This window comes from Actinoplanes sp. NPDC089786 (assembly GCF_040684855.1).
Lineage (GTDB): Bacteria > Actinomycetota > Actinomycetes > Mycobacteriales > Micromonosporaceae > Actinoplanes.
The window spans coordinates 106,865-131,159 of the sequence record NZ_JBFBGU010000013.1; the positions used below are offsets into that span (position 1 = coordinate 106,865).

The window sequence follows — 24,295 nt, forward strand, 5'->3', positions numbered from 1 at the left end:
CCCACCACTCGCGGGCGGTTCGAACTGGGCCCGGAGAAAGATCGGCCTGCACCCCGAGGAGTCTAGAGGCGGCGCTTCCGCCGTCCGGCGGCAGCCAGCCGGGCGCTCTCGAGGGCTACCTCTTTGTGCAGTTTGCGCCAGCTGTCGAGGCGGCGCCGGGTCAGCGAGCCGGTGGCGATCGCGTCACGCACCGCACACGCCGGCTCGGCCTCGTGCCGGCAGTCACCGAACCGGCAGAACACCGCCAGCCCCGCGATGTCCGCGAACGCCTGATCCAGCCCCGACTCGGTGTCGAGCAGGCCCACGCCCCGGATGCCCGGTGTGTCGAGCACCGCTCCCCCGCCGGGCACCGGCACCAGGTTGCGGTAGGCGGTCGTATGCCGTCCCTTGCCGTCCGTCCGGATCGTCTGCACCGGCATCACATCGGCCCCGGCCAGCGCGTTCACGATCGTCGACTTGCCCGCGCCGGACCGGCCCAGCAGGGCGAGGGTGCGGCCGGTCGGGACCAGCGCTCGCAGTTTGGCCAGACCTTTGCGCTTGGTCACGCTCACGGCGTGCACGGGTACGCCCGGAGCGATCTCGCCGATCTGCCGGGCGATGGCGGCGGGGTCGCGAGCGGTGTCGGCCTTCGAGAGCAGCAGCACCGGCTCGGCGCCCGACTCCCAGGCCAGCGCCAGCAGCCGTTCGATCCGGGCGCTGTCCGGCGCCGGATGCATCGGTTCGACGACGGCGACGGTGTCCATGTTCGCGGCCAGCACCTGCCCGCCGGCGTCCTTGTCGGCGGTCCGGCGGATCAGGGTGGTCCGCCGGGGCAGAACGGCTTCCACAGTGGTACGCCGGTCGGGCCACAACCGGAGCACCACCCAGTCGCCGGAGCACGGCAGCCGGGCCGGGTCGCCGGCCGCGGTGATCAGGAGCCCGCCGGCCAGCGAGGCGCGGTGCACGCCGTCGGCGGCCAGGACGGTGCAGACGCCACGCTCGGCGCGCAGCACCCGGGCGGGTTGTGAGTCGGTCGCGGGTCGATAGGAGGATGCGAACGTATCGTCCCAGCCGAGCTGGGACAGGTCCTGTTTCATGGAAGCCCTTAGTAAAAGGGAGAGACGGGCGTCAGCCCCAGCTCTCCGGCAGACGGGACGCACCAACGACGCGCAGCACGAGACCCACCCCCTTCCGCGAGCTCCGATCGAGGTCCTGAAACCGACGGTACGTGCGCTCTCACCGGCGGGAAAGCGAATTCCGGTGCGGGCGCTCGGGGCGCGGCGGATAGGGTCTTCGTCGTGACCATCGATCCGCTCGTGCTGATGACCGATGTCGAGGCCGCCACGGCGCGCCTCCTGCGTACCGCCGAGGGCCTCGAGCCGTTGGCCGTCTCCCGGCCCTCGGCGTTGCCCGGCTGGACCGTGGGACACGTGCTGACCCATGTGGCCCGCAACGCCGACGCTTACACCAACCTGCTGACCTGGGCCCGGACCGGGGTGGAGACGCCCGCGTACGCGTCGCCGCAGGCCCGCACCGAAGGCATCGAGGGTGGCGCCGAACGGTCCCTCCGCGACCAGGTCGTCGATGTCCGCGAGTCGCACGAGCGCTTCGCCGACGCGGCGGCCACGATGACCGCCGAGGCCTGGACGTTCTTCCTCGAGCCGACCGGCCAGTCGGCGGCCGCGATCCCGTGGGCCCGGCTGCGCGAGGTGGAGGTGCACCACGTCGACCTGGCCGCCGGGTACGGTCCGGACGAGTGGTCCGACGCCTTCGCGCTGCGGCTGCTGAGAGAGATCGTGACCGGGTTCGGCGACGACGGGTTCGCGGCGGTGCTCCGGCCGTACGGCATCGACCATCCCCTGCTGATCGGCGGCGACCCGGACGCGCCCGTGGTGGGCGGGCCCACCCGCTCGATCGCGGCCTGGCTCTCCGGCCGCGGCGACGGCGCCGACCTGACCGTCTCGCCCGACGGCGAGCTTCCCGTGGTTCCGAGGTGGAAATGATGAGCGACTACACCGGCGACGTCACCTCCGGCGGCGCGCCCGCCGTCCGCGAGCTGCCCGGCCTGACCATCACCAAGCTGTCGGTCGGCCCGATGGACAACAACGCCTACCTGCTGCGGTGCGCCGCCGACGGCAGCCAGGTGCTGATCGACGCGGCCAACGAGGCCGACCGCCTCCTCGACCTGATCGGCCCGGCCGGCCTGACCGCGGTGATCACCACCCACCGCCACGGCGACCACACCGCCGCCCTGGCCGAGGTGGTGCGGGCGACCGGCGCCGAGTCGGTGGCCCACACCGACGACGCGCCCGAGATCCCGGTGGTCACCCGCACGGTGACCGACGGCGAGACGATCGCGGTCGGCGACTGCACCCTGGAGGTGATCCACATCGTGGGCCACACCCCGGGCTCGATCACCCTGGCCTACCGCGACCCGTCCGGCACCGCCCACCTGTGGACCGGCGACTCCCTGTTCCCCGGCGGCGTCGGCAACACCCGCGGCAACAAGAAGAACTTCGCGTCCCTGATCGGCGACGTGGAGTCGAAGCTGTTCGGCCGCTTCCCCGACGACACCTGGTTCTACCCGGGCCACGGCAAGGACTCGACCCTGGGCGCCGAGCGCCCGGCCCTGCCCGAATGGCGCGCTCGCGGCTGGTGAGCCCGGCTCTCATCCGTTCTGGCAGTAGGGAAACATCGTCCACACGTTGAAGAAGCCCTTGCCGAGGTAGCCGTTCGGCGTCACCGGTCGTCGGCCGTGAGGCGGCCGTCGTGGAGGCGGAGGACCCGGTCGCAGCGGTCGGCCACCTGGTGCTCGTGGGTGGCCACCACGATGGTCAGGTCGGGCAGGGCCACCTCGCCCATGATGGCCGCCGCCACCGCGTTGCCCAGGAACAGCACGCAGACCACCAGGACCGGGCCGGACAGCAGCAGGCCCTTGCGGTCGGCGGCCTGCACGATGGCGACCGCCACGCCCTTGCGGGACCACGGCTCGCTGAGGGTGAGCAGCGGGCGCCCGTACCGGCCGGCCGGCCGGCAGTTCCACGGTCTGCGGCGCCGGCGACGACCCGATCATGATGTCCACGTCCAGGCCGGTGCCGGCGGCGATGTCGTGCGCGACCTGGCGGACCCGTTCCTGGCTGACCCTGTCCATGCCGGTCACGCCGGCCACCCGGACCCGGATGGCGCTGATCGGGGCGGCCTCCTGCTCGTACCGCAGAGGAAGGGTGTCGATCGCGGCCAGGTTGGTGAGGATCAGCGGCGGCGCGGACAGGTAGCCGAGCGGGCCGCGTCGTAGCTGGGCGCACCCGGCTGGTAGAGCGGCCCGAGGTCGGCGCCGTCCCCCAGGGGCGCGCCCTTGGTGCGGATCTGCGACGTGGTCGCCGAGCCGCTGAGCACGATGAACCCGGTGGTCGCGGCCAGGATGCCGGCCAGCATGGCCAGCACACGCCGAGGGCGGCCGCGCAGTTGCGAGACGACGAACCTCAGCACGGGATCACTGTATTTCGATCTTGTGTCCCTTCTCTAGCCAGATGAAGGAACCCCCCTCGGTCCATGTGGAGCGCCGATGCCTGACACCCTCGAGATCGGACTGGTCGCGAGCAACGACCGGTACGACGACGACGATCCACGCTGGCTCACCCAGACCGCCACCCTCGTGCGGGATCTTCGCCGGGACACCGGGGCGGTGGGCGTGCGCCGGACGCCGGTGCCCGGCACGAAGGGCGCGGTCGACCAGCTCATCCTGTCCCTGGGCTCGGCCGGCGTGTTCAGCGTCGCCGTCCAGCTGATCACCACCTGGGTCAAGCGCGACCGCCACCGCTCGGTCGAGCTGACCTTCACCGACGCCGAGGGCAATCCCCGGTCCGTGCGCGTCTCGGCCGAGAACGCCGGGGCCGATGCCCTGGCGCCCCTCATCACAGCGGCAACGGAGCTCGCCAAGGAGCGGTGATGACGTACCGGGCCCTGCTCATCGGCAACAGCGCGTTCGAGTCGGACGCGGGCCTCAATCCGCTGAACGCCCCGACCAAGGACGTCGCCCGGCTGCACCGCGCGCTCGTCGACCCGGCGACCGGCGTCTTCGCCGAGGAGAACGTCCGGCTGGTCATCGAACGCAGCTCGCACGACCTGCTCGACGAGCTCGACACGTTCTTCTCGGCGGCCCACCGCGACGACCTGCTGCTGCTCTACTACAGCGGTCATGGGCTGCTCGACGAGCGCAACCAGCTCTTCCTCTGTGGCCGGAACACCCGGTCGGACAAGCTGCTCCGGACCGCGGTCAGCAACGTGCGGATCAACGAGTTCATCGAGCAGTCGGTGGCCCGCTGCACCGTGATCATCCTGGACTGCTGCAGCAGCGGCATGTTCAAGGGCGGCGACGTCTCGGCGCCGCTCGCCGGCCCCGGCCGCTACGTGGTGTCCAGCACCCGGGGCACGGCGCTGGCCAACGACGCGGCCGTGCCGACCGGTACCAGCCTGTTCACCGAACATCTGGTCACCGGCCTGCTCGGCGCCGCCGAGGACAGCGACGGCGACGGCTACCTCGACCTGCGCGAGATCTTCGACTACGTCCGCAAGAAGCTGACCGCCACCACGAAACAGATCCCGCACTGCCGCTTCGACGGCGACGCGGCGGTCACCCTGGCCAAACGCCCCGCCGCCCCGGTACCGGCCGCTCCGGCCGTGGCCGCCGCCCGCGCCGGCGATCCGTCGTTCGTCCTGTCCGAGAACGTGATCACGTTGCGCGACGTCGGGCCGGACGAGCGGCTCACCCCGGAAGTGATCGAGATCTACCCGCTCACCGACGCGCCCGTGAACTGCACGGCCGAGACCGCGGACGCCTGGCTGAGCGCCGAGGTGAGCGGCGGTCGCCTGACCATCGGCCTGCGCCCGCGCCCGGGCCCCAACCGCGGCAAGGTCGTGGTGCGAGACCGCGATTCGGGTACGGCCCAGGTGGTCCGGATCCACGTCACCGTCGAGCGATCGAGCCGGCCGGCGCCCACCACGGCCGAGCCGACCGCGACCGTGCCGGACGCGACCGTGCCGCGCACGCCCGTGCCGCCGACCCGTGTTCTGGCCCGGGTCCCGATGCCGCACGCCGTGGCCGATCCTCCTCGCCCGGCGGAATCCGGCGGCGGCCGACGACGGAAGAAGAAGTGGCTCGTGGTGGCCGCCGCGGCCGTCCTCCTGACCGCCGGCGCGCTGGTGCCGCTGCGGTGGGACCGGGAACCGCCGTCGGGCCCGACCACGCCGATCCCGTCGCTGGTCGAGGTGACCGCTTCGGCGACCAGCGCGGCGACCACGGGCGGCACGGCGGCCACCAACGAGGTCAAGGTGCCCCCGGTCGGCACCAAGCACAAGACCACCGATCCGCCCCCGCGGTGCGAAGTGCCCAACGTGATCGGTCAGACGGTGGACACGGCCAGGGACGTGCTGAGCGCGGCCGGGCGCACCGCTCGGATCGAGCAGGTGTTCTCCCCCGCGCCCGAGGGGACGGTGGTCGGCCAGGACCCGCCGGGTGGCACGGAGAACGGGTGCGGTGGGTCGGTGTCGCTCTCGGTGTCGAAGGGGCCGGACACGACCGGATCGACGGATCCCGTCATCTCTCAGGGCCAGTCCTGACGATCAGCCGAGAGCGGGGCGGGGCCCAGAGCGGCAGAACGGGCCCTACGTGGTGGCCGGCGGGGTGGTGTGGATCGTGGGGTCGCCCTGGACGAGCCAGATCTGGGGGTTGTCGATCGGGGTGAAGGAGCGGTCGCCGCCGGGTTCGCGGGTGGTGGGGACGGTGTCGCCGCTCGGGGTGTGGATGATGAAGTTGACCGGCTTGGTGTCGTCGGTCAGCGGGATGTCGAACTCGGCCCAGCCGCCGGCGATCCGGGCCGGCGGCAGCGGCCGGTCCCACGCGACCCGCGCCAGCGTCGCCGGGTCGATGCCGTCGCCCCACAGGTGCAGGCCCCAGCCGTCGTAGTCGCCGGCCGGGCGGTGGTAGCGCAGCGTCGCCACGGTCACCGGCGGCCCGGCGTACCGGACGGTGCGCACCGCGCTGGTCACCCGGGTGCCGTCCGGTTCGGCGAGGATCGCGCGGTAGCGGACCTGGGCGCCGGCCGCCAGGTTGAGCGGCGCGAGGTTGTCGAAGACGGTGTACGCGGGCGACGACGTGTCGCGGCCGATCGTGGTCCACCGCCCGCCGTCGACGCTGCGCTCGAAGCGGACCACGTGGGAGGCCCGTTCGGGGTTGGCGACCGCGCGCACCTCGACCGTGCCACGCACGTTGGCGGCCTCGGCGGGCGCCTCGATGGTGATCGTCGGCGAAGGCACGGTAGCGGAGACCGGGGACGAGGCCCGGGTATGGCCGGCGTTGTCGAGGACCACCGCGCGGTACTGAAGCTTGGTCGCGGTGGGCAGGGCGGAGACGTCGTGGAAGACGCGGTACGGCGCGGTGTCGTCGGTGCCGATCGGCTTCCAGTCGCCGCGACCCGCCTTGGCGTAGAACGTGACCTCGTTGAACGAGTCGCTCCCGACGTCGGCCGTCACCTGCATGCGCCCGGACACCGGGGTGGGAGCGTCGAGCGACACCGCGGGCGCCCGGCCGGCGGCCGGGATGCGGCCGGCGGATCGGTAGACCACGGTGGACAGCGGCGGCACGGTGACGGTGAGGCGGCGGTCGGCCGCCGACCGGGAACGACCGGACGCGCCGTAGATCGCGGCGAAGTCGCCACGGGCGAGGTAGGTCGGGACGGCGACCGTACGCGGCTGTTCGCTGTTGTTGAGCGCGACCACGTACTCGCGCTGCCGTTGCCGGTCGACGCGGGAGAAGGCGTAGACGCCGGCGTCCTGGTCGGCGTACCGATGCTGGTGGGCGCCGTCGCGCAGCGCCGGGTGCTGCCGGGTGAGCGTGGCCAGGTCGCCGATGGCCCGGTAGAGCGGATGGGTGGCGACGAAGTTGTCCTGCGCGTGGGTGGCGTCCGTGCCCAGCAGGTCGTCGTCGAGGTAGTCGGGCACCCGGCTGGCGAACATCGTCTGCCGCGCGTCCTGGTCGCCGCCGGGACCGGTGAAGCCCTGCTCGTCGCCGTAGTAGACGACCGGGTTGCCGCGGGAGAAGTACATCAGCTCGTGCGCGAGCCGGTCGCGAGCCACCCATTCGGCGTCGCCGGCGCCCGGGTTGTCGGCCCGCACGAAGCCGCCGATCCGGCCCATGTCGTGGTTGCCGAGGAAGGTCGGCAGCTCGTAGACGTTGGAGTCGGCGTCGGTGTACCAGTCGTCGCCGGTGAAGAAGTCGCCGAGCGCCGCCGCCGGCCGCCCGCGCGAGGCGTAGTCGCGCGCCGCCTCCTGGAACGGGAAGTCGAGCACGGCCTGCATCTTGTCGGTGGTGGTGAAGTGTGAGGTGAACGGCCGGCTGGTGTCGAAGACCTCGCCGAACATGAAGAACTCGGTCTTGCCGTGCGCACGGGCGAACCGCAGGATCTCCGGGCCGAACCGCTGCCAGAACTCGTCGTTGACGTGCTTCATGGTGTCGATCCGGAAGCCGTCCACGCCGAAGTCGCTGATCCACGTCTTGTAGATGTCGGTCATGCCGCGCACCACGCGTGGGTGTTCGGTGAACAGGTCGTCGAGGCCGAAGAAGTCGCCGTAGAGCGAGTTCTCGCCGGTGAACGTGGTGTCGCCGCGGTTGTGGTAGAGCGTGACGTCGTTCAGCCAGGCCGGGACCTTGAGGTCGCGCTCGGCCGGGTCGAGCACCGGCGTGTACGGGAACGAGGTCGCCGGGTCGAGCGTCGGGAAATCGCCCGTCCCGGCATAGTCACGATCGTCGAAGACCTTGCCTGCGGCGCTGCGGTACGGCGAGACGTCCTTCGACACGTACGGCTGCCGCGCGCCTTCCTCGTACCCGATGACGTCGGCGGTGTGGTTGGTGATGATGTCGAAGTAGACCTTCATGCCCCGCTGGTGCGCGGCGTCGATCAGCGCCTTGAGGTCGGCGTTGGTGCCCAGGTGCGGGTCGATCTGGGTGAAGTCGGTGATCCAGTAGCCGTGGTACCCGGCCGACGGCCCGTCCTCGAGCTGCACCGCCTTGTTCTTGAAGCTGGGCGTCAGCCAGATCGACGTGGTGCCCAGCCCCTGGATGTAGTCGATGCGCTCGCGCAGCCCGGCCAGGTCACCGCCGTTGTAGAAGCCCTTGCGGGCCGGGTCGAACCCGGACACCAGCGGGTCGTCGCCGAGCCCGCCGCGGTCGTTGGCGGCGCTGCCGTTGGCGAAGCGGTCGGCCATCACGAAGTAGAAGTTCTCGTCGGTGACCGGGGCGCGCAGCCCGTGGCGGCCGGGGAGGCCGGCGTCGGCCTGCGCGGCCGTGGCGATCACCCCGCCCGCGAGCACGGTGGACAGCAGGACGGCCAGACCGCGGCGGATGCGCATGTGGGTTCCTCCCGTGCTTAACGCAGCGGAAACATTCAAGCACGTAGGGCGCGTTCAGGTGACGGTCATGTGGTGGTCAGATCGATGGGGGAGCGTTCGGCCATGCGCCTTCGATCAGGACTTGTCGTACTTCTGGCGGTCGCCGGCGCCGGTGTGGCGCCGGTCCCGGCCCTCGCCTCCGCGCCGAGGAGGATCGTCGCGGCGGTGGAGACGCCGGCGCTCTTCGACGACGAAGCGGGCGGTGACGCCGACGCGGACGACCCGGCGATCTGGATCCACCCGTGGGACCGGGCGCGCACCCGGATCATCGGTACCGCCAAGAACGGCGGACTCCGGGTGTACGACCTGGGCGGACGCGAGGTGCAGTCGATCCCGGTCCCGGCCGGCGGACGCTTCAACAACGTGGACGTCGTCAGCGGGTTCCGGCTGGGCGGCCGGCGTACCGATCTGGCCGTGGTCACCGACCGCGGCCGCGACCAGCTCCGGGTCTATCGCATCGACCCGGTCGCGGCGAAGCTGGCCGACGTCACCGTCGGCGACGCCCCGCTGCTGTTCTCGCGGGACCAGGCCGAGGTCGGGGCGCAGGCGACCGGGTACGGGCTGGCCATGCGCGGCGCCGTCGCGGTGGTCAGCCGCCGCCACGCCACCCGGCTGGGCACGTTCGAGCTGGTGGCGAAGAAGGATCGGGTGACCTACCGGAAGGTGGACACGCTCGACCTGCCGAAGGCGTTCACGCTGCGGGACGGCAGCTCGTGGACGCCCTGCGCCGAGCCGGGTGAGGACCCGCAGGTCGAGGGCATGGTCGTGGACGCCGACCGGAACGTGCTCTACGCGGGTCAGGAGGATGTCGGGCTGTGGCGGATCGGGCTGAGCCCCGACGGGCGGTTCGGCCGGCGATCCATCGTCGAGCGCACGGCCGAGTTCGGCGTGCCGGCGACGTACGACCCGTCGACCGAGGAGTGCGTGCTCGGCGTGGACCCGTGCGAGGGCGGGCGGATCCACGCCGACGTCGAGGGCGCGACGATCTACCCGACCGGCCGCGGCGAGGGCTATCTGCTGGTCAGCGGCCAGGGCGACAGCACGTTCTTCGTGTACGACCGACGTACCAACCGACTAGTTGGTAACTTCGTCGTGGCTGACGGCCCGCGGGTCGACGGGGTTCAGCACTCCGACGGCGCGGCCGCTACCGCGGTGCCGCTGCCGGGCTATCCGCGCGGCCTGCTCGTGCTGCACGACGGCGAGAACACGCCGGACGAGGGCCGGGTCAGCACCAACTTCAAGGTCGTGGACTGGCGGAAACTCGTCCAGCCAAGCTGGCTACGCGCGGTCTGATCAGAACCACGCCTTCACGTCGAAGATCACCGAGTCGTCGCCGACGAAGTCGTCGCTCATGTTGTTCGCCTTGGTGACCTCGATGAGAGCCCTGCTGTTCCGCCCCGCCACGCAGAAGCGGAAACCCGGCTTCAGTTCCCGCCGCCCGATCACCTCGGTGTAGGCGGTGGCGGCTTCACAGGTCGCCAGGGTGCCCGGGTCGCCCGGCTGCAACCTCGACAGGCCGCCTCCCCATTTGTTGATGAACCCGTTGTCGAAGTCCAGATCGCAGTTGTCGCAGTAGTCGCGCACGTTCCAGTTCGGGTTGTCGGTGTCCAGATCCACCACGTATCCGTTGTTCAGCGTGATGCTCTCGGCCCGCCGCGGTTCCGCTCCGGCCACTGCGTCCACCGGGGCGGACTCGCTGGAGGACGGGTCGGCGGCAGGCTCGCTGGGGTCCGCGCTCTCCGTGGGTTCCGCGCTTTCCAGGGGCGGCGGCGAGGGCTCGGCCGTTGTCGTGGCCGGCACCGTGATGGTCGAGCCGGGCGACGCCTGGGGCTCGCTGCCGGGAACCATCCAGGCGGCGACGGCCACCAGCACGGCCACGACCGCCACCCCGATGGCGATGACGTTGGTCCGGCGCCCGGTCGACGGGCGCCTCTCGTTGCGTTGGTCGCACTCGGTCATCTGCGGTCTCTCCGAGGTCGTGGACGGCTCTGTCTCTCCTCGGCCGGTGACTGACGGACGGCCCGCGTCAACCAACGTTGACACCCATGGCCCGTGTCAACTACGGTTGACGCCATGACCGTGTTGACCAAGGTGGCCGCCGCGACCCCCGCGCGGCCCCGTCACGCCCCAGCCGGCTGCTCGCCCTCGGCCTGCTCGCCGGCCCGCTCTTCACCGCCGGCCACCTGGTGCTGGGCGCCGTCCACGGCGACGGCTACTCGGTCGTGCGCCACCCGGTCAGCTCGCTCGCTCTCGGCCCGCTCGGCTGGGCCCAGGTCGCGAACTTCGTCGTGTGTGGACTGCTGGTCGTGCTGTTCGCGATCGGCCTGCGCCGCAGCCTGCGCCCCGGCCGGGGTGCGGCCGCCGTCCCCGCATTGGTCGTGACCTGCGGAATCGGGCTGATCGGCGCGGGTGTCCTCCGGTCCGACCCGGTCGGCGCGACCGTCTTGACGTGGCACGGCCAGCTGCACAACCTGGCCTTCGCGCTGCCCGGTTTCGCCGCGCTGACGCTGGCCATGGTGGCCGCCGCGATCACCTTCGCCCGCCGGGGTTTCGCCGTCTACTCGATGGTGAGCGCCCTGGCCTTCGCGACGCTGTTCGGCGTGGCGATGCTCGGCTTCTTCGGCGTCGACCCCTGGGCCACGACGGCCGGCCTGTGGCAACGCCTGTGCCTGTCGACCGGCTTCCTCTGGCTGGCCCTGCTGGCGATCAGCCGCCGCCGTGTCACTCCAACGGGGTAGCCCGGTCACGCCCGAACGGCGGCTACGCCCCCATGCCGGCTATGTCTCGAACGGATTGACCACGGCGACCCCGGTCCGCTCGACGTCCTTGACGTTGCGCGTGACCAGCGTGAGCCGGTGGGCTTTCGCCGTCGCGGCCATCAGCGCGTCGACCACCGGCGGTGGCTGTGGGACCGCGAGCAGCCGGCCCCACTCTTCGGCCGCGGCCACCGACACCGGCAGGACGCGGTCCTGGTAGACCTTGACCAGCTGATCGAGCCACGAGTCGAGCGCGTCGGCCCGGCCCTGGTCGCCCGGGCGGGTCAGTTCGATCCCGCGGCGGATCTCCCCCACGACGAGCACGCTGATGTAGGCCACGGCCGCGGAGTTGTCCCGGAACCAGGCCACCACGTTGCGATCGGGTCTGCTCTTGCGCATCTCGGACACCACGTTGGTGTCCAGCAGGAAGGCCACGCTCAGCCGCCGAGGTCAAGGTCGCGGGGCGGGGCCGACGAGCGTTCGATGTCGAGGTCGCCGTCGATCGTCGGACCGGACTGGAGGAATTGCATGAACCCGACGGTCTCGCCGCGCAGCCGCCGGTATTCCACGATGTCGATCATCACGGCCACCTGCTCGCCATGTTTCGTGACGATCTGCGGTTCGCCGGCCTCAGCGGCCCGCAACAACTCGCTGAATCTCTGCTTCGCATCCTGCACCTGCCAGATCATTCGGCTACCCCCACCGACGAGAATAGCATCGCCTAGACAGACTAGACAGAAATCCCGAAGTCCTCGAGGGCGCCTGTGTACAACTTCGGCGGCGGTGGGGCGTACTCGCCCCGGGTGGAGGTGGTGGCGCCCAGCCGGATCAGCGCCTCGGCCATCGTCACGGCCGCGGCCACCCCGTCGATGACCGGGACACCCAGCTCGGTCGACACCGCGGCGCAGAGGTCGGCCATGCCGGCGCAGCCCAGCACGATCACGTCCGATCCGTCGCGGTCCAGGGCCGTACGCGCCAGATCCACCACCCGCTCGAGCACCGCAGGGTCGGACTCCAGCGCGAGCACCGGGATGTCGCAGGCGTACACCCCGCGGCAGGCCCCGGGCGGGACGTAACGCGCGGCCAGCTCCCAGGCCCGGCCCTTGGTGCGGTCGAGCGTGGTGACCACGCTGAAGCCCCGCCCGAGGAAGCCCGCCGCGTGCATCGCCGCCTCGGCCATCCCGATCACCGGACCGCGGGCCACCTCCCGGGCCGCGTCCAGGCCGGGGTCGCCGAAGCAGGCCAGCACAAAAGCGTCAGGCGGGGCGGACGAAGAAGACAGGGAGGCCAGCAGGCCGGGCACCGCCAGCGCCTCGTCGTAGTGGCTCTCGATCGAGGCCGGCCCCATCGGCGAGGTGACCGCCTCGATCACGGTGCCCGGGCCGGCGACGGCCCGGGCGCTCCGCTCGATCAGCGCCGTCATCGACGCCGTGGTGTTGGGGTTGATGACCCTAATCAACACGGGACAGTTCCCGCACCCGGTAGACCGGCGCCAGCAGGTAGTAGGTGACGAAGCCGAGGCCGCAGCCGATGAACCAGCTGTACTGGGCGATGTCGTGCATGCCGGGCCCGCCGGCCCACAGCACCGGGATCACCGCGATGATCGCGCCGACCGCGGTGGCGATGATCGCCGCCGGGTTGTAGCCCTTGTGGTAGTGGTAGCGGCCGCCCGGGTCCATCGTGAACATGTCGTCCACGTCGACCTTCTGCCGCCGGATCAGGTAGTAGTCGGCGATCAGCACGCCGAACAGCGGGCCGATGAAGGCGCCCAGCGTCTCCAGCGTGTAGTGGATGACGTCGGGGTTGTTGTAGAGGTTCCACGGGGTGATCAGCACCGAGCCGACCGCGGCGATCATCCCGCCGGCCCGCCAGCTGATGCGTTGCGGGCTGACGTTGGAGAAGTCGAAGGCCGGCGAGATGAAGTTGGCGACGATGTTGATGCCGATCGTGGCGATGGTGAAGGTCAGGGCGCCCAGCACGATCGCGAAGGTGGAGTCGATCCGGGACACCGTCGCCACCGGGTCGGTGATCAGCTCGCCGAAGACCGGGATGGTCAGCGACGCGGTGACCACGACCAGCAGCGAGAACACCAGGAAGTTGACCGGCAGGCCGAGCAGGTTGCCGCGCCTGACCGCGGTGAAGCTCTTGCCGTACCGGGAGAAATCCCCGAAGTTCAACATCGGCCCGGAAAAGTACGAGACCACGAGCGCGATGGCGCCGAGCATGACCGGCACCGCGGACCAGCCCTTGTACTTGACGTCGCCCAGGGTCAGGTTGATCGAGCCCCAGCCGGCCTTGTGGATCAGGTAGCCGCAGAGCACGAACATCACCACGTAGACGGCCGGCCCGCAGAAGTCGATGAACCGGCGGATCGTCTCCATGCCGGTCCAGAACACGGCGGCCTGCAGGACCCAGAGCAGCGCGTACGTGCACCAGCCGAGCAGCGGCAGCCCGAGGAAGCCGTACTGGCCGACGTCGGCGTAGGGCATCAGCGACGGGAACAGCTTGAGGACCACCACGTCGAGGGCGGCCGACGCGAGGTAGGTCTGGATGCCGTACCAGGCGACCGCGATCAGCCCGCGGATGATCGCCGGCACGTTGGCACCGAGCACGCCGAACGACGAGCGGTTGATCACCGGGTACGGCACGCCGGTGACCTGGCTGGGCCGGGCGACCAGGTTGCAGAAGAAGTAGACGATCGTGATGCCGACGACCAGCGCCACCAGCACCTGCCAGCTCGACAGGCCCAGGGCGAAGAGGCTGCCCGCGGTCACGTACCCGCCGACGCTGTGTACGTCGGACATCCAGAACGCGAAGATGTTGTACGAGCCCCACGTCTGTTTCCGCAGCGGGGCGAGGTCCTCGTTGGAGAGCCGGGGGTCGTACTCCGGCTTGATGAATCCGCTGCCCACCGGATGTCCGGCGGCCTCAATGATGTCGGCCATGGGGTCAAACTAAGAACGGACTGTTACGGGATTATGACTGGAACGGTATATCTTCCCGGGTCGACAACGTGGCCATGAACGCCTGCAACCGCCGATGATGAGCCGCGCAGACGGCCAGCAGCCGGTCGGTGTCCCGGTCGCCGAACGCCGCCAGCATCTCCGCGTGGTCGCCGTGCAACGACTCCCGCTCGACGCTCTCCAGATGGGACATCGGCTGCAGCGGCTCGGTCATGTTCCACGCCGTGTCCAGCATGTGCAGCAACCGGCTCATCCGGCACGGGCGGATCAGCGCCAGATGGAACCGGCGGCTCTCCCGATGATGCGCCCGCACGTCGCCCAGCGTCACGGCGGCGTCGAGCGCGGCGTGCGCCTCCCGGGCCGACACGTCGTCGTCCGGGCCGGCCAGCGCCACCGCCGCCCGCAGCGCCGCCGTCTCCAGGGCCTCGCGCACCAGGTAGAACTCGCCGAACTCCCGCGCCGTCATCATCGCGACCCGGTAGCCGCCGTTCGGCCGATGATCGACCAGACCTTCACCGATCAAGGTCATCAAGGCTTCGCGTACGGGGATCCGGCTCACCCCGAACGCGGCCGCGACCTGATCGACCGGGATCGGCGAACCCGGCGGCACCTCACCGTCGAGGATGGCCGCGCGCACCTCATCCAGGATCACGCTCTGCGGGCTGCCGACGGGCTTGTCCGCGAGCCGCGAGATCAGGATCGATCGCCGTCGCGGACCAGGCATGCCTCACCCTAAGCGCTGCTGATTATCGATGCGTTTCGTCCGCCCACAGCGGAAGCCCTCCGCGTTCGGCCGGCCGGCTGGCTAGATTCGAGCGATGGACGTTCGCTGGCAACCGCGACCCGACCGGCCCACCGACCCGTGGTCCCCGCCCCCGGTCCCCGGCCCGGGCGCCCAGGTGCCCGGCTGGCTCGAGGAACGCCTCTTCGACCAGCGGATCGTCATGGTGCGCGGCGCGCTGACCGCCGGCGACGCCACCGGCATCGCGGCCGCCCTGCTCACCCTCGACGCGGCCGGCCCCGCCCCGGTCCAACTGCACGTGGCCAGCCCCGGCGGCGAGCTCGGCGCCGCCCACGCGATCACCGACGTGATCGACGCGATGATCTCGCCGGTGCACGCGGTGGTCACCAGCGAGGCCGGCGGGGCGACGCTCGCGGTGCTGGCCGCGGCCAGTCAGCGGTCGGCCTACCGCCATGCCCGCTTCCGGCTCACCGAGCCGCGCACGGCCGGCGTCACCGGCACCGCCGACGAGGTCGCGTCCGCCGCCGGCCAACACCTGCGCGAGCTGGAAGAGATGGTGCTGCGGCTGGTCGAGATGACCGGCCAGACCCGCAGCCGCATCGAGGACGACCTGTCCACCGGCCGCGTCATGAGCGCCACCGAGGCCCGCGACTACGGCCTGATCGAGACCATCGTCGGCGACGACAAAGGGCCCGCCTGAATCAGGCGGGCCCCGCAGTCCGAAGCTGGTTACTCAGCGACCTTGACACCCATCGAACGGGCCGTGCCGGCGACGATCTTGACCGCGGCGTCCATGTCGTTGGCGTTGATGTCGGGCATCTTGCGCTCGGCGATCGACCGCACCTGGTCCTGGCTCAACGTGCCGACGGTCTGGGTCAGCGGGTTCGACGCGCCCGACTGGATACCCAGCGCCTTGCGGATCAGGAAGCTGGTCGGCGGCGTCTTGTAGGTCAGCTGGTGCGAGCGGTCCTCGAACACCGAGACGATGACCGGGATGATCTCGCCCCGGTTCTTCGAGGTGGCCTCGTCGTACTCCACCTTGACGGCGCGCATGTTGGCGCCGGTCGGGCCGAGCATCTTTCCGAGGTCGACCATCGCGGCGTTACCCGCCTCAAGCGCGAGGGTTACCTCATGGGTCTTCTTCTTGGGCGGCATTGCTTTCAGGCTCCTTCTGGTGTGCTGCACGGGCCGAAAGTCGGAGCCTCGCGAGCATCTGAACGCACAACAACCCCGAGACCTTACAGCGGCGCCCAGAAGAGGGTCAAAACAGCAGGGATCACGGGTTTCCAGCGACAAGTGTAGCCGCCCGTGCTCGCCTACCGGCGGCCAGGTCGGGATGGTCCAACCAAAAGACCCAGTGTGAGGTGGCGTACGTGATACACCCCCGGGGCGGCGTCCGCAACCACCGCCCGCGACAATGGGAGCATGCAGACCCGTTCGGACCTACGCAACGTCGCCATCATCGCGCACGTCGACCACGGCAAGACCACCCTGGTCGACGCCATGCTGCGGCAGGGTAGCCAGTCCCACGCCCGCGGCGAGATGGCCGACCGCGCCATGGACTCCATGGATCTGGAGCGGGAAAAGGGCATCACCATTCTCGCCAAGAACACCGCCATCAGCTACCAACCGGCCGACGGCAAGCCGGTGACCATCAACATCATCGACACCCCGGGCCACGCCGACTTCGGCGGTGAGGTCGAGCGCGGCCTCACCATGGTCGACGGCGTCGCCCTGCTCGTCGACGCCTCCGAGGGCCCCCTGCCGCAGACCCGCTTCGTGCTGCGCAAGGCGCTCCAGGCCAAGCTGCCGATCATCCTGATCATCAACAAGGTCGACCGGCCCGACGCCCGCATCAAGGAGGTCGTCGACGAGACGTACGAGCTGTTCCTCGACCTCGACGCCGACGAGCACCAGATCGAGTTCCCGATCGTCTACGCCTGCGCCCGCGACGGCGTCGCCTCGCTGAAGCAGCCCAAGGACGGCACCATCCCCGAGGACACCACCGACCTCGAGGTGCTGTTCAGCACGATCCTCGAGACCATCCCCGCGCCGACCTACACCGAGGGCGCGCCGCTCCAGGCCCACGTCGTCAACCTCGACGCCTCGAACTTCCTCGGCCGGCTCGCGCTCTGCCGCGTCCACCAGGGGACCATCCGCAAGGGCCAGACCGTCGCCTGGTGCAAGACCGACGGCAGCGTCAGCAACGTCCGCATCTCCGAGCTGCTGATCACCGAGGGCCTCGACCGCAAGCCGGCCGAGAGCGCCGGCCCGGGCGACATCATGGCCGTCGCCGGCATCGCCGACATCATGATCGGCGAGACGCTGGCCGACGCCGAGAACCCGATCCCGCTGCCGCTGATCACCGTCGACGAGCCGGCCATCTCGATGGTCCTCGGCACCAACACCTCACCCATGGTCGGCAAGGTGAAGGGCAGCAAGGTCACCGCCCGCATGGTCAAGGACCGGCTCGACCGCGAACTGGTCGGCAACGTCTCGCTGCGCGTGCTGCCGACCGAGCGGCCCGACGCGTGGGAGGTGCAGGGCCGTGGCGAGCTCGCCCTGGCCATCCTGGTCGAGCAGATGCGGCGCGAGTCGTACGAGCTGACCGTCGGCAAGCCCCAGGTCGTCACCCGGCTGGTCGACGGCAAGATCCACGAGCCGGTCGAGCGCCTCACGATCGACGCCCCCGACGAATACATGGGCGCCATCACCAGCCTGCTGTCCACCCGCAAGGGCCGGATGGAGGAGCTGATCAACCACGGCACCGGCTGGCTGCGCATGGAGTGGCTGGTCCCGGCGCGCGGCCTGATCGGCTTCCGCACCGAGTTCCTCACCGACACCCGCGGCACCGGCATCATGCACCACATCTTCGAGGACTACGAGCCGTGGTTCGGCGAGCTGCGGACCCGCAGCAACGGCTCCCTGGTGGCCGACCGCGCCGGCCCGGTGACCGCGTTCGCCATGACCAACCTGCAGGAGCGCGGCTCGCTGTTCGTCGAGCCGACCACCGAGGTGTACGAGGGCATGATCGTCGGCGAGAACTCGCGGGCCGACGACATGGACGTGAACATCACCAAGGAGAAGAAGCTCACCAACATGCGGCAGTCGACCTCCGACGAGACGGAGAAGCTGATCCCGCCGCGCAAGCTGTCCCTGGAGCAGGCCCTCGAGTTCTGCCGCGAGGACGAGTGCGTCGAGGTGACGCCGGCCGCCGTACGCATCCGCAAGGTGGTTCTCGACCAGCAGATCCGCGGCCGGGCCGCGGCCCGGCGCAAGCACCAGTGATCAACGGTTGAGCCCTGGGGCCCGTGTCGTCAGACGCGGGCCCCGACCAGTTCTTTCTTCTTGTCCCGTGACGACTTGGCCAGGCTCGCGACCGTGGCGATGCCCAGCGTCCCGAGGATGACCAGCAGAGACAGCCAGATCGGGATCTCCGGTGCCCAGTGGAAGCCGTGGCCGCCGTTGATGAAGCTGATCGTGTTCGTGTGCAGCGCCTCGAGGACCAGCTTCACGCCGATGAAGGCGAGCACGAAGGCCAGCCCGATGTTCAGGTAGACCAGGCGTTCCAGCAGGCCGCCGAGCAGGAAGAACAGCTGCCGCAGGCCCATCAGCGCGAAGACGTTCGCGGTGAAGACCAGGTACGGCTCCTTGGTGATGCCGAAGATCGCCGGGATCGAGTCGAGCGCGAAGATCAGGTCGGTGGTGCCGATCGCGATCATCACGATCAGCATCGGCGTGAACAGCCGCTTCCCGGTGGTGGCGACCGTGGTGGTCATCCGCCCGTCGCCGAACGACGAGGAGATCGGGAAGGCCTTCTTGGCCCACCGGATGAGGATGTTCTCCTTGAAGTCGTCCTCGTCGTTCTCGCCCTGCTTGAGCAGCGTGATCGCGGTGTACACGAGGAAGGCGCCGAAGATGTAGAAGACCCAGGAGAACTCCGCGATCAGGGCGGCGCCGGCGGCGATGAACAGGCCGCGCATGACCAGGGCCAGCACGATGCCGATGAGCAGCACCTTCTGCTGGAAGACCCGGGGCACGGAGAACCGGGCCATGATGATCACGAAGACGAAGAGGTTGTCGACCGACAGGCTATATTCGGTCAGCCAGCCCGTGTAGAACTCACCGGCCGCCGTACCGCCCGCGAAGATCCAGATGCCGGCGCCGAAGAGCAGGGCCGCCCCCACGTAGAACCCCACCCAGGAGCCGGCCTCGCGCATGCTGGGCTCGTGTGGCCGGCGGCCGACGATCAACAGGTCGACGGCGAGCATCACGACGAGCGCGGCAAGGGTGGCGATCCACACCCAGCTGGAGACAATCACGGTCGGGGAACCTCCGGCAGACACGAGTTATCGCCAGATGGGGGATCCAGCGACGTGCGGCTGTCGAAGGTCTCTTCCGCCGCGACCAGCTGATCTGGCCGCGACCGCCGGCCCCGGGACCAACCCCCGGGTGAGGATCAGAACCGTGTTGACGAGACCGGCGCGGCAGGAATACTCCCCTTGCAACCTCGCCATTGTGTCGCATCCTGCTTCGTTTCCACACATGTCTCCGGCAAGAAGTGCGCGACATCTCCCCGTCACCTGGCGCAATCCTCCCACTACACACCTGGTGAGACATCCTAGGAGGCTAGCTCATTCATTTCTCACTCCGCGATGTGGCAGGCTGCGATCATGGTTCTCGAAGTCGCGCTCATCGACGTGATCCCCGGCCACGAAGACGCCTTCGCCGACGCCTACCGCCAGGCCCGGCCCCTGTTCGACGATGTGGAGGGCTGCCGCTCGGTGCGGATGACCCACGGCATCGAGTCGCCCACCCGCTTCGTCCTGCTGATCGAGTGGGACAGCGTCGAGGCCCACGACCAGAACTTCCGCGCCACCGAGAAGTTCCAGCAGTGGCGCGGCTTCATCGGGCCCCACTTCGCCGGCCCGCCGCTGGTCGAGCACTTCACCGACGTCAGCTAGGCCGTGTTTCATGACCCGGCCAGGGCCGCGGCAAGGCTCCGGCCGGGCTTGAAACACACGTTTACGGCGTCATCGGCTGAGGCTTGATGATCACCTGGTCGCGGCGGATGCCCCAGGCGGTCGCGGCGATCGACCGGATCCGGTCCAGGCCGGCCCGGTCCACCCCGCCGTCGAGGTACCAGGCGTTCATCGTCCAGTCCTTGTCGCCGCCGGGCCGGTGCTTGAAGTTGCTCGCGCCCCACCGGATGCCGGGTTCCCCGATCAGCGGGTTGCCACCGGGCTTCTCGTCCGCGCCCAGCCGCTTCCGCACCGTGACGACGAACCGCATCCCCCGCACCGTGGTCACCCGGGCGTCCCGCACTCCCGGCGCGTCTCGGAGCCGCTCGGCCAAGTGTCGAACCTCGGTCAGCGACTGGGTGCCGGTCGGGATCATCGCCGGTCCGGTGACACCAGCGGCCCGGAACGCGGCCGCCAGGTCGGGCACCGACTCGTCGTCGTTCGACCAGAGCACCGCGGAGACCCCCGGCAGGGGCCCCCAGGCGTCGTCAACGGACCGACCGGGGTCCGGCGTCCACGCGATGACCGGGATGTCGACGACCAGCGGCGCCAGCACCGGGTCGCGCTCGGCCACGGTGAGGACCGACGGCGGTGGCGGCGCGGGATCGGGACCGTCCACGACGACCACGGTCCCGGCGGCCACGCAGGCCGCCAGCACACCGGCGCCGGCGACCGCCGACCAGCGGTGACGTCGCTGACGGCGGCGGGCGCCCAGCACGACCGCGTCGAAGTCGCCGGGCCGGGCCCGGGTGGTGGCGTCGTCGGCGGCGACGCGAAGCAGTTCGTCCAGCTCAGGCATGGCGCGCCTCCAGGATCAACTCGTCGGCGGACAGCAGCTCACGCAGGGCGGCCCGGCCCCGGGACAGCCGGGCCTTGATGGTTCCGGCCGGCACACCAACCTCGGCCGCCACCTGGTCGACGCTGAGGTCACAGAGGTGGTGGAGAACGATCGCGCGGCGTTGCGCCTCGGGCAGCTGGGCCAGGGCGGCCACGATCAGCGGCGTCTCCACACCGGGCCCGGGATCGTCGCGCGCCGGGCCGGCCCGGCGCCACGCGGCGAGGGTGGACCGGGCGGCCCGCCACCGGCTCACCGCCAGCCGCCGGGCCACCGTCCGGATCCAGGCGTCCGGCGAGTCACCCGGGGCGAACGACCGGCGCCGGTTCCACCCGCGGATGAACGCTTCCTGCACGACGTCCTGCGCCTCGCTGAGGTCGCCGGTCATCAGATAGACCTGGCCCACCACCCGGCTGTAGGCGGCCGCGTACCAGGCCCGGTATTCCTCGTCCGTCACGTCGTCCCCCGATGTCGCTTCCGCGGTGTCATCCGGAGACACGCAGCCCGGGGGTTGATCGGTTGCGTGCTATTTCACGCCGGTCATGTCCATGCCGCGGAGTTCCTTCTTGAGCTCCTTGACCTCGTCGCGGATGCGGGCCGCGAGCTCGAACTGGAGCTCGCGGGCGGCGCCGAGCATCTGGTCGCTGAGGTCCTGGATGAGCTGGGCCAGCTCGGCCCGGGCCATGCCCTCGCGGGCCGGCGTGGCCGCCGAGCGCGGCGGCTTCGACCGGGTCTCGGGGACCGGGCCCTTGCCACGCGACATCTGCCGCCCGCCGCCGCCCACGACCGCGGCGGTGCCGACCGCGGCGTCGGTGTCCTCGGCCTCCTTGTAGATGTCGTCGAGGATGTCGTGGATCCGCTTCCGCAACGCCGTCGGCTTGATGCCGTTCGCCTCGTTGTGGGCGACCTGCTTGGCCCGGCGGCGGTCGGTCTCCTCGATCGCGGCGCTCATCGACGGCGTCATCTTGTCGGCGTACATGTGGACCTCGCCGGAGACGTTCCGGGCCGCCCGGCCGATGGTCTGGATCAGCGAGCGGCCGGAGCGCAGGAAGCCCTCCTTGTCGGCGTCGAGGATCGCCACCAGCGACACCTCGGGCAGGTCGAGGCCCTCACGCAGCAGGTTGATGCCGACCAGCACGTCGTAGTCGCCCTTGCGCAGTTCCTTGAGCAGCTCGACGCGTCGCAGCGTGTCGACCTCGGAGTGCAGGTAGCGCACCCGGATGCCGTTCTCGAGGAGGTAGTCGGTGAGGTCTTCGGCCATCTTCTTGGTCAGCGTGGTGACCAGGACCCGCTCGTCCTTGTCGGTGCGCAGCTTGATCTCGTGCATCAGGTCGTCGATCTGGCCCTTGGTCGGCTTGACCACGACCTCGGGGTCGACCAGGCCGGTCGGCCGGATCACCTGCTCGACGAACTCGCCCTGCGCCTGCTGCATCTCCCACGGGCCCGGGGTCGCGGACAGGAACACCATCTGACCGACCCGCTCGAGGAACTCGTCGAACCGCAGCGGCCGGTTGTCGGCGGCGCTGGGCAGCCGGAAGCCGTGCTCGATCAGGATCCGCTTGCGCGAGGCGTCACCCTCGTACATGCCGCCGATCTGGGGGATCGTCACGTGTGACTCGTCGATGACGGTGATGTAGTCGTCGGGGAAATAGTCGAGCAACGTGTACGACGGCTCGCCGTAGGTTCGCCCGTCCATGTGCATCGAGTAGTTCTCGATGCCGTTGCAGAACCCGACCTGCCGCATCATCTCGATGTCGTAGGTCGTCCGCATCCGCAACCGCTGGGCCTCGAGCAGCTTGCCCTGTCGTTCGAACTCGGCCAGCCGGTCGGCCAGCTCGGCCTCGATCTGGCCGATCGCCCGTTCCATCCGCTCGGGGCCGGCCACGTAGTGGGTGGCCGGGAAGATCACCAGCTCGTCGACCTCGCGGACCACCTCGCCGGTCAGCGGGTGCAGGTAGTAGAGCTTCTCCACCTCGTCGCCGAACAGCTCGATGCGCACGGCGAGTTCCTCGTACGCCGGGATGATCTCGAGCGTGTCGCCCCGCACCCGGAACGTGCCCCGCTGGAAGGCCATGTCGTTGCGCGAATACTGAATGTCGACCAGGCGGCGCAGCAGCTTGTCGCGGTCGACCTCGGCGCCGACCTTCACGGTCACCGACCGGTCGATGTATTCCTGAGGCGTACCCAGGCCGTAGATCGCCGAGACGGTCGCCACCACGATCGTGTCGCGCCGGGTCAGCAGCGACATCGTCGCCGAGTGACGCAGCCGCTCGACCTCTTCGTTGACCGACGAGTCCTTCTCGATGTAGGTGTCGGACTGCGCGATGTAGGCCTCGGGCTGGTAGTAGTCGTAGTAGCTGACGAAGTATTCGACCGCGTTGTTGGGCAGTAGCTCGCGGAACTCCTTGGCGAGCTGGGCGCACAGCGTCTTGTTGGGCGCGAGCACCAGCGCCGGCCGCTGCAGCTTCTCGATCAGCCAGGCCGTGGTGGCCGACTTGCCCGTGCCGGTGGCGCCCAGCAGCACGGTGTTGCGGTCGCCCCGGCGCACCCGTCGATCGAGCTCGGCGATGGCCGTCGGCTGGTCACCGGCCGGCTGGAATTCACTGATGACCTCGAAGCGGCCGTCGAGTCGTGGGATGTCGAGCGCCATGCTGACCACGGTACGTCGGGGGTACGACAAGTTCGGCCCGGCCGCGGTTTGCGGGTGATGCCAATTCGCCTCGCCGCCGGATGCAACCGGGCACGGGGGTCCTACTCTGGTGCGGTAGGCCGCTTGCGGCGGCCGCCCGGCGAGGCTTCCGGACCCACCACACGGTCCCTCCCCGCCGGGCATCGAGATCGCAGCACCCGGGTCATACCGGCGAGCGCGAACCGATGGCCTTCACGGGCCGGCCGCCGCGAGCGGCCCATTATTTCTCCTGTGACGCTGAGCCTGCCTGTGACGCACTCAACACACTCTGAGTAGTTTCTGAGATACCACCCGTCACCAGCGGCGCTAACAACCCGGCAATACGGCGTCTACCTGCGGCTTCTTGAAGATTGAGCTTGCAACTTATTAGCGTGTATCAATCTCCATGACCCCCAGAAGCCAGGGAGCACCATGAGCACGCACAAGTACGCCGGACCGATCTGGTCGCTCTTCCGCATCGTGGTCGGCCTGCTGTTCACCCTCAACGGCACGGTCACCGTGTTCGGCGTCCTCGGCGCCGCCGGCAAGCACGCCGCGCCCCTCGGTCAGTGGCCGGGCTGGTGGGCCGGCCTGATCCAGCTCGTCTGTGGACTCTTCGTGCTGGCCGGCCTGTTCACCACGCCGGCCGCGATCGTGGCCTCCGGCTCGATGGCGTACGCGTACTTCACCGTCCACCAGCCCCAGGCCCTGCTGCCGACCCAGAACGGCGGCGCCTCGGCCGCCCTCTACTGCTGGGCCTTCCTGGCCATCGCGGTGCTCGGCGCCGGCCCGTGGTCGCTCGACGCCGCCTTCCGCCGCGACGCCAGAACCAAGGACCTCGTAACCAGCAGCTGATGAACGTCTGTTGCTACTTCCGCCGCCTCCG

The 24,295-nt window shown here is 70.0% G+C and carries 25 protein-coding genes; 10 read left to right on the forward strand and 15 right to left on the reverse strand.

Annotation, left to right across the window (positions count from 1 at the left end; genetic code table 11):
• Window positions 1–62 precede the first annotated feature (62 nt).
• Window positions 63–1,076, reverse strand: a complete 1,014-nt coding sequence (gene rsgA, locus AB0O15_RS30320) for a ribosome small subunit-dependent GTPase A (protein ID WP_364325188.1) — start codon at window positions 1,074–1,076, stop codon at window positions 63–65.
• A gap of 201 nt (window positions 1,077–1,277) precedes the next feature.
• Between rsgA and AB0O15_RS30325 the strand changes: the two genes are divergently transcribed.
• Both AB0O15_RS30325 and AB0O15_RS30330 read left to right on the forward strand, forming a co-directional pair.
• A complete protein-coding gene (locus AB0O15_RS30325; RefSeq protein WP_364325191.1) occupies window positions 1,278–1,982 on the forward strand; it encodes a maleylpyruvate isomerase family mycothiol-dependent enzyme in 705 nt (234 codons plus the stop codon).
• The gene (locus AB0O15_RS30330; RefSeq protein ID WP_364325547.1) at window positions 1,979–2,638 is read left to right on the forward strand and encodes an MBL fold metallo-hydrolase; all 660 of its coding nucleotides are present in this window, start codon (window positions 1,979–1,981) and stop codon (window positions 2,636–2,638) included. Before AB0O15_RS30325 ends, AB0O15_RS30330 begins: the two co-directional genes overlap by 4 nt.
• An 80-nt stretch (window positions 2,639–2,718) precedes the next feature.
• On the opposite strand, the gene AB0O15_RS30335 is transcribed toward AB0O15_RS30330, so the two are convergent.
• Both AB0O15_RS30335 and AB0O15_RS30340 read right to left on the reverse strand, forming a co-directional pair.
• Window positions 2,719–2,949: a hypothetical protein gene (locus AB0O15_RS30335; RefSeq protein WP_364325194.1), complete on the reverse strand. Its 231-nt coding sequence runs from the start codon at window positions 2,947–2,949 to the stop codon at window positions 2,719–2,721.
• Between the two features lie 282 nt (window positions 2,950–3,231).
• Complete coding sequence (locus tag AB0O15_RS30340) at window positions 3,232–3,468, reverse strand: hypothetical protein (RefSeq protein ID WP_364325197.1); 237 nt, start codon at window positions 3,466–3,468, stop codon at window positions 3,232–3,234.
• A 76-nt stretch (window positions 3,469–3,544) separates the two neighbouring features.
• Here AB0O15_RS30340 and AB0O15_RS30345 point away from each other — a divergent pair, with 76 nt between their 5' ends.
• Together AB0O15_RS30345 and AB0O15_RS30350 are read left to right on the forward strand one after the other, a co-directional pair.
• On the forward strand, window positions 3,545–3,928 hold the full coding sequence (locus AB0O15_RS30345; RefSeq protein ID WP_364325199.1) for a hypothetical protein: 384 nt from the start codon (window positions 3,545–3,547) through the stop codon (window positions 3,926–3,928).
• On the forward strand, window positions 3,928–5,598 hold the full coding sequence (locus AB0O15_RS30350; RefSeq protein WP_364325202.1) for a caspase family protein: 1,671 nt from the start codon (window positions 3,928–3,930) through the stop codon (window positions 5,596–5,598). The genes AB0O15_RS30345 and AB0O15_RS30350 overlap by 1 nt, the downstream gene beginning before the upstream one ends.
• Window positions 5,599–5,643: 45 nt before the next feature.
• On the opposite strand, the gene AB0O15_RS30355 is transcribed toward AB0O15_RS30350, so the two are convergent.
• Window positions 5,644–8,385 carry an alpha-amylase family glycosyl hydrolase gene (locus AB0O15_RS30355; protein WP_364325205.1) on the reverse strand — a complete coding sequence of 914 codons (2,742 nt, stop codon included), beginning with the start codon at window positions 8,383–8,385 and terminating at the stop codon, window positions 5,644–5,646.
• 102 nt (window positions 8,386–8,487) lie between these two features.
• Here AB0O15_RS30355 and AB0O15_RS30360 point away from each other — a divergent pair, with 102 nt between their 5' ends.
• Entirely contained in the window at window positions 8,488–9,717 is a 1,230-nt protein-coding gene (locus tag AB0O15_RS30360; protein WP_364325208.1) for a phytase, read from the forward strand.
• Here AB0O15_RS30360 and AB0O15_RS30365 read toward each other — a convergent pair whose 3' ends face one another.
• A complete protein-coding gene (locus AB0O15_RS30365; protein WP_364325211.1) occupies window positions 9,718–10,383 on the reverse strand; it encodes a hypothetical protein in 666 nt (221 codons plus the stop codon). It abuts the gene before it with no gap.
• Between the two features lie 191 nt (window positions 10,384–10,574).
• On the opposite strand from AB0O15_RS30365, the gene AB0O15_RS30370 reads away from it, so the two are divergent.
• A complete protein-coding gene (locus AB0O15_RS30370) occupies window positions 10,575–11,162 on the forward strand; it encodes a DUF998 domain-containing protein (protein WP_364325550.1) in 588 nt (195 codons plus the stop codon).
• A gap of 39 nt (window positions 11,163–11,201) precedes the next feature.
• Here AB0O15_RS30370 and AB0O15_RS30375 read toward each other — a convergent pair whose 3' ends face one another.
• Genes AB0O15_RS30375 through AB0O15_RS30395 form a run of 5 tightly spaced genes read right to left on the reverse strand, consistent with a single transcriptional unit; the run spans window position 11,202 to window position 14,867 of the window.
• Window positions 11,202–11,615, reverse strand: a complete 414-nt coding sequence (locus tag AB0O15_RS30375) for a type II toxin-antitoxin system VapC family toxin (RefSeq protein WP_364325214.1) — start codon at window positions 11,613–11,615, stop codon at window positions 11,202–11,204.
• A 2-nt stretch (window positions 11,616–11,617) separates the two neighbouring features.
• Entirely contained in the window at window positions 11,618–11,857 is a 240-nt protein-coding gene (locus AB0O15_RS30380) for a type II toxin-antitoxin system Phd/YefM family antitoxin (protein WP_364325217.1), read from the reverse strand.
• A gap of 53 nt (window positions 11,858–11,910) precedes the next feature.
• A complete protein-coding gene (locus tag AB0O15_RS30385) occupies window positions 11,911–12,642 on the reverse strand; it encodes an aspartate/glutamate racemase family protein (protein ID WP_364325220.1) in 732 nt (243 codons plus the stop codon).
• Window positions 12,632–14,125 carry an NCS1 family nucleobase:cation symporter-1 gene (locus AB0O15_RS30390; protein ID WP_364325223.1) on the reverse strand — a complete coding sequence of 498 codons (1,494 nt, stop codon included), beginning with the start codon at window positions 14,123–14,125 and terminating at the stop codon, window positions 12,632–12,634. Before AB0O15_RS30390 ends, AB0O15_RS30385 begins: the two co-directional genes overlap by 11 nt.
• A 31-nt stretch (window positions 14,126–14,156) precedes the next feature.
• Complete coding sequence (locus AB0O15_RS30395) at window positions 14,157–14,867, reverse strand: GntR family transcriptional regulator (protein WP_364325226.1); 711 nt, start codon at window positions 14,865–14,867, stop codon at window positions 14,157–14,159.
• A 94-nt stretch (window positions 14,868–14,961) separates the two neighbouring features.
• On the opposite strand from AB0O15_RS30395, the gene AB0O15_RS30400 reads away from it, so the two are divergent.
• Window positions 14,962–15,585 (forward strand): ATP-dependent Clp protease proteolytic subunit, encoded by a 624-nt coding sequence (locus AB0O15_RS30400; protein ID WP_364325229.1) that lies wholly within the window; start codon window positions 14,962–14,964, stop codon window positions 15,583–15,585.
• Between the two features lie 29 nt (window positions 15,586–15,614).
• Here AB0O15_RS30400 and AB0O15_RS30405 read toward each other — a convergent pair whose 3' ends face one another.
• Entirely contained in the window at window positions 15,615–16,040 is a 426-nt protein-coding gene (locus AB0O15_RS30405; RefSeq protein WP_364325232.1) for a 50S ribosomal protein L11, read from the reverse strand.
• Window positions 16,041–16,310: 270 nt separating this feature from the next.
• On the opposite strand from AB0O15_RS30405, the gene typA reads away from it, so the two are divergent.
• Window positions 16,311–18,173: a translational GTPase TypA gene (gene typA / locus AB0O15_RS30410; protein ID WP_364325235.1), complete on the forward strand. Its 1,863-nt coding sequence runs from the start codon at window positions 16,311–16,313 to the stop codon at window positions 18,171–18,173.
• A gap of 29 nt (window positions 18,174–18,202) precedes the next feature.
• Here the strand turns inward: typA and AB0O15_RS30415 are convergent, their stop codons facing one another.
• The gene (locus tag AB0O15_RS30415) at window positions 18,203–19,207 is read right to left on the reverse strand and encodes a TerC family protein (protein ID WP_364325238.1); all 1,005 of its coding nucleotides are present in this window, start codon (window positions 19,205–19,207) and stop codon (window positions 18,203–18,205) included.
• 351 nt (window positions 19,208–19,558) lie between these two features.
• Here AB0O15_RS30415 and AB0O15_RS30420 point away from each other — a divergent pair, with 351 nt between their 5' ends.
• Window positions 19,559–19,849, forward strand: coding sequence for an antibiotic biosynthesis monooxygenase family protein (locus tag AB0O15_RS30420; protein WP_364325241.1), 291 nt, complete (start codon window positions 19,559–19,561; stop codon window positions 19,847–19,849).
• Between the two features lie 61 nt (window positions 19,850–19,910).
• Here AB0O15_RS30420 and AB0O15_RS30425 read toward each other — a convergent pair whose 3' ends face one another.
• The 3 genes from AB0O15_RS30425 to uvrB form a co-directional block, all read right to left on the reverse strand.
• On the reverse strand, window positions 19,911–20,705 hold the full coding sequence (locus AB0O15_RS30425) for a hypothetical protein (protein ID WP_364325244.1): 795 nt from the start codon (window positions 20,703–20,705) through the stop codon (window positions 19,911–19,913).
• Window positions 20,698–21,198: a SigE family RNA polymerase sigma factor gene (locus AB0O15_RS30430; protein WP_364325247.1), complete on the reverse strand. Its 501-nt coding sequence runs from the start codon at window positions 21,196–21,198 to the stop codon at window positions 20,698–20,700. Before AB0O15_RS30430 ends, AB0O15_RS30425 begins: the two co-directional genes overlap by 8 nt.
• Before the next feature lie 69 nt (window positions 21,199–21,267).
• The gene (uvrB, locus tag AB0O15_RS30435; RefSeq protein ID WP_364325250.1) at window positions 21,268–23,391 is read right to left on the reverse strand and encodes an excinuclease ABC subunit UvrB; all 2,124 of its coding nucleotides are present in this window, start codon (window positions 23,389–23,391) and stop codon (window positions 21,268–21,270) included.
• A 450-nt stretch (window positions 23,392–23,841) separates the two neighbouring features.
• On the opposite strand from uvrB, the gene AB0O15_RS30440 reads away from it, so the two are divergent.
• A complete protein-coding gene (locus AB0O15_RS30440; protein WP_364325253.1) occupies window positions 23,842–24,264 on the forward strand; it encodes a DoxX family protein in 423 nt (140 codons plus the stop codon).
• The last annotated feature ends 31 nt before the right edge of the window (window positions 24,265–24,295 follow it).